General features: G+C 41.9%; 4 protein-coding genes. All 4 read left to right on the forward strand.

What is annotated here, in order from left to right:
• Positions 1 to 190: hypothetical protein (locus RW114_RS19715; protein ID WP_340124445.1), on the forward strand; the 190-nt coding region annotated here is incomplete at its 5' end.
• Between the two features lie 544 nt (positions 191 to 734).
• Positions 735 to 1,943 (forward strand): polysaccharide export protein, encoded by a 1,209-nt coding sequence (locus RW114_RS19720; protein WP_340124446.1) that lies wholly within the window; start codon positions 735 to 737, stop codon positions 1,941 to 1,943.
• Between the two features lie 309 nt (positions 1,944 to 2,252).
• Positions 2,253 to 4,517 carry a polysaccharide biosynthesis tyrosine autokinase gene (locus RW114_RS19725; RefSeq protein WP_340124447.1) on the forward strand — a complete coding sequence of 755 codons (2,265 nt, stop codon included), beginning with the start codon at positions 2,253 to 2,255 and terminating at the stop codon, positions 4,515 to 4,517.
• A 580-nt stretch (positions 4,518 to 5,097) separates the two neighbouring features.
• Positions 5,098 to 5,171, forward strand: a 74-nt coding sequence (locus tag RW114_RS21105) for an IS4/Tn5 family transposase DNA-binding protein (RefSeq protein ID WP_422614835.1), incomplete at its 3' end; no start/stop codon positions are given.

Here is a 5,171-nt window from a genome sequence, read left to right on the forward strand (position 1 = left end):
CATTATGTTTAATGCCCCTGACTGGGTTATGTTCTACTCGTTTATTATCGTTTTTGCGCTTTATTACTGGGGCATGAGCCATGCATGGAAGATGGTAAAAGTTACCCGACATTTACGAGAACATAAAGATCAGCGCAGAATGAACAACTCCCTACGTTTGCTGTTTGTCACGGAAAGTGACGACAAATAGTTTTATAGCAGCGATAGGGCATGTGCTTTCACGAAGCGTTTTTTGCGCTGTGACAATGCCGGCCTTCCAAAATCGCGGCAAGTCATTGGGATAATGTCCCCTCCCCTTGTCGGGTGTGAACGAGAGACGCAGGACGATGGGCAGCCGCAAGCATTGATAGTCGTGTAATTTTTGCCAACGCCCAAAGCAAGCTTTCGCAACTACGAGAGATCTGAATTTTTTCTACAGCAAACGCGTAGGTTAAAATTTACCAAGGCCTTTAAGTTCATCGTTGGTAAGCGACTAATCGTTCCGCCTGCAAAGGACTAATCAAAACTGGTATGTTCGTGTTTTTTTGCTATGTGATCTTACAAATAGCGGCCAGTATATGAAATCCTCCATATTGACTATAATGTATAAGTGATGAGTAAGAACATGATATGCATTAACTTAATTACATGATCTCTGATAAATAGTCTATTTTAAAAATATACCCACATGTTAATTGTGTCATAGTCAGTCAAGAATCGAGAAAAATCCCATTTTTAATACCCAAGCCCATAATATGCGAAAAAAATCCTTATCTATCTTTTTGATACTAGCAACTCTTACCGGTTGTACAGTTATTCCCGGGATGCACGTGAGTCCATTTTCCAGCCAATCCAGTGTCGAAATACCGGTTGGGAAAGATAATGAAACCATCTTAAAGAAACTCAATATCCAGACTATCACTGCTCAGAAGATTGTCGATCTGGAAAAGGATTTCAATAATCGCAGTTTAGGTCCCAATAATGCGGCCAATCTTTATTTTGATTATCGTATAGGCTCGAAAACCGTAAAAGGTACACCCGTCTTAGAAAACTATAAGCAATACCTGGTTGGCCCACGAGATATTCTTAACATTACCGTATGGGAACACCCCGAATTGACTATTCCAGCCGGTGAATTTCGATCGGCTGAAACTGCCGGTAATGTTGTGGGCGAGGACGGAACTTTCTTCTACCCTTATGCAGGCATAGTACAAGCGGCGGGAAGAACAGTCGAAGAAATAAGAGCCGAGTTAACTGAAAAGTTATCCAAATATATCGAACAAATCCAACTGGATGTGAGGGTGACTTCCTATCGTAGCCAGCGGGTTTATGTGGTCGGGGAAGTCAATCAACCCGGCATACAATTGGTAAAAGATATTCCCTTGACCGTCCTGGAAGCAATCAATAGTGCCGGTGGCGTAAAATCGGAAACAGCTGATCAACGCAACGTGACACTTACCCGTGATGGAAAAACATACAGCATTAATCTCTTGTCGCTTTATGAAGGTGGCGACACTACTCAAAATGTAATGCTAAAACACGGTGACGTGCTGAATGTAGCGGATAACAATTTCAACAAAATATTTGTGTTGGGTGAAACAACGATTGGCGGAAGCAATGCAGGAAGGTCACGCAGTCTTTTCATGAATAAGGGCCGGATGACATTGACTGAGGCGCTTAGCGATGGTGGTGGCGTTAATCAATCTACAGCTGATGCAGCGCGAATCTTTGTCTTTAGAAGCGGGATTAATAAACCAGAGATTTTTCATCTGGATGCAAAATCGCCAGACGCATTATTGTTAGCCGATCGCTTTCCTTTGCAGCCACGCGATGTGATCTATGTCGATCGAGCTGAGGGTATCCGCTGGAATCAAATCATTGATCAAATCCAACCCACCATTACGTTGTTGAATGCGTTTGACGGCTCTATGAAGGTAAAACCGTTTCTTGCCCCCCTTAATTAAATCAATGATGCTGTGGCTGGATAAATGAGCATGATTCAGATCACATTTTTGAATGCTTCTAAAAAGGAATCTATGCTTAAGTTCTTCGATAAGTCTCTGCTGAGAATAGCCGAAGAACTAAGCATTAACGCAAAATCCTTCGATAGGCCCAGGACGAACGGCAAGTTGATTACGTTCGTAATGAGCCGTGAGCTTGTCGAATAGTTGAACCATGAATGAAATCACATTATTTAGAAACTCCTTGTGGTCTAATCTAATCAATTTGCCACACAAACCGTTAGAAAAATTACCCCAACAATAGACGATAGCATGACAAAAACACACTCAGATATAACCAACCATCCAGGAAACTATCAAGCCAATCAAGAGGATGATGCATTTGATTTGGGAGAATTAATAGCTACCATGCTGGATGGCAAGCATCTAATTGGCATCATAACTTTGGTCTTTTTAACGCTAGGGGTAGCCAAAGCACTCATAGATGCACCGATTTACAAAGCTGATGCGATGCTGCAGGTCGAAGAGAAGTTAAACTCCCTTCAAGCCCTGGCGTCGGTATCAACCTTAGTGGGAGGTCAAGAACCGGCATCGGCGGAAATAGAAATAATTAAATCGCGTAAGGTTCTGGGGGAAGCCGTTAGAAATCTCAATCTGGATATTATCGCCAAACCAAAATACTTTCCAAAGATCGGCGCAGCCATCGCCAGACGCTTTCAAAAACAGAACATAACCGACCAGGTTTCCGCGCCGCTATTCGGACTGGATCAATATGCCTGGGGTGGCGAGGCAATTCGCATTGATACATTCTCAACACCTGAAAGCTGGGTCAATAAAGAATTAATATTGATTGCCGGCGAACAAGGGCACTTTACCTTAGTGGATGACGATCAACTGCTTCTTGAGGGTGATGTTGGAAAACCGCTGATCAAACAACTGGCGGACAATCAACAAGCGTTTACCCTGTTTGTGTCGTTGTTAAAAGCGCGACCAGGCACACAATTTACGGTAATGAAAAAATCCTTAGCCAGCGGGATTAATGACTTATTTGAGAATCTTGCCGTCGTTGAAAAAGGCAAAAGCACCGGAATTTTAAGTTTTACCTTCGAATCTGATTCCTCAACTGTCGCGGCACGGACACTCAATGAAGTGGCTAATATTTACGTAAAGCAAAATGTTGAGCAGAAATCCGAAGAAGCACAAAATACACTTGAGTTTTTAGATAAGCAATTACCTGCTATCAAAGACCAACTGGAAGCGGCCACAACAGCCTTAAACGATTTTAGAACCACTAGAGGTTCGATTAATCTGGAACTTGAAGCTCAAAACGTTCTGACCGGTGTGGTAGAAATCAAAACACAGCTTACCCTGCTGCAGCAACAAAGAGACGAATTACGGGGCAAATTTACCGAATCGCACCCAACAGTTGTAGCGATTGATAAACAAATCGCCCGGCTACAAGCACAGATGAACGAAAACGATAAAAAAATTGAAGCGTTGCCGGAAACGCAAAAAGTCATCCTAAGATTAACCCGCGACGTTGAAGTCAGCAACGAGCTTTACACCACATTGCTCAACAACGCGCAAACCCTAAAAGTGGCCAAAGCGGGTACCGTTGGCGACGTAAGGATTATTGACAAAGCAGTACCTCCCGCCGAACCAATAAAGCCTAAAAAACTGCTAATTGTTGCGGTGTCATTGATATTGGGGTTAATTGCTGGTGTGGGCTGGGTTTTTATCCGCAAAGCGTTGCATCGTGGTGTTGAAGATCCTGATCAAATAGAAAAACATCTCAATATTCCGGTTTATGCCACTATTCCCCATAGTAATGTACAAGTAAAGCTCAACGAAAAGCTAAAGAAATTAGGCAAAAAGCAGAACGATCAACCCATCATTTTAGCGTTGGAAAACAAAGAAGACTTGGCGATAGAAAGCCTTAGAAGTTTGCGTACCACCCTACATTTTGCTTTTTTAGAAGCGCACAATAATATCATCATGATTACCGGTCCCAGTCCCAGTATTGGCAAATCATTCGTCTCAATCAACCTGGCAACTGTGCTGGCCGATGCCGGTAAAAAAATCCTGCTGATAGACGGCGATTTACGTAAAGGTTTTATCAACAAAAACTTAGGCGTATCCAGAGAAGATGGACTATCCGATCTAATCTCCAGCACGACCACCCTGGACAACGCAATCCGCCATATTGCGGCTGCCAATATCGACTTTATTCCAACCGGATCAATTCCCCCTAATCCGTCAGAGCTATTGCTGCATGAGCGTTTCGGGCAGTTACTGGAGACCCTTAGCGAACAGTATGATCATGTCATTATCGATTCACCCCCTATTTTGGCTGTTACCGATGCCTGCATCATAGGCCGTATGGCAAGCGCGACATTAATGGTTGTTAAAGCCGGCCAACATCCTATGCGCGAATTAGAACAATGCACCAAACGTCTAGCCCAGTCTAATGTCTATATGAAAGGCATAGTGTTTAACGACTTGCCGGCAACCACGTCAAGATATGGCTCCGGTTATGGGAAATATGTATATCAATACAGTTATCAAAAATCCGATTAAATAATCATATTGGAAAATTAAATAGCGGTGAGTTTCTATCTTTGTTATTAATCCAAGAAACAGCACCTCACCGCTGAGAGCTAATGTTGTTATGCATAGAAACCTGAATAAGGAGATCTTTAAAAAATCGGATTTAATTACCCCATGATTAACAATAAATCCGTTTATATTAATGTTGACGGTAATGAAACGGAAAAAAAGCCTATAACGTGGCAGTAGGCGATCGAATCAGACTTAACGATTTGTTCGAATTTTGATAAGAGCGGACTAGGAAAACGAATTCCCACATTTGAAGAATTACCAACCTATTTATCATGAGCTTCGTGCAGGGATGTACAAGACTTTTTTGTCGACATACCCAAAGCTAAAAACCTGCCTGGGGTTATTACCCTAGTCACTGCATTGGCGCTAAAATGATATATTAAAAATATTATTGGTTAATAGGCTGCTGTTAATATTAAATTCACATTTGATGTGTAAACTCTTAAATTAAGATGGCAAACTCTAATGCCTTGTAGGGTACAGACCATCTCCTTACACACAAGTTGTTAAGATTTAGTAAAGTAGAATCATTTTAGCTATGAATTGGGCAAATACAGAATTTCGTAATTTAGATTTAGGTGATAAACGACTAAAGAATAGAGCCATAAAGCT

Source organism: Methylobacter svalbardensis, assembly GCF_037671525.1.
GTDB lineage: Bacteria > Pseudomonadota > Gammaproteobacteria > Methylococcales > Methylomonadaceae > Methylobacter_A > Methylobacter_A svalbardensis.

Coding starts and splice junctions, on each gene's coding strand:
- RW114_RS19725 (WP_340124447.1), top strand. CDS start 2,253: ATGACAAAAACACACTCAGATATAACCAACCATCCAGGAAACTATCAA.
- RW114_RS19720 (WP_340124446.1), top strand. CDS start 735: ATGCGAAAAAAATCCTTATCTATCTTTTTGATACTAGCAACTCTTACC.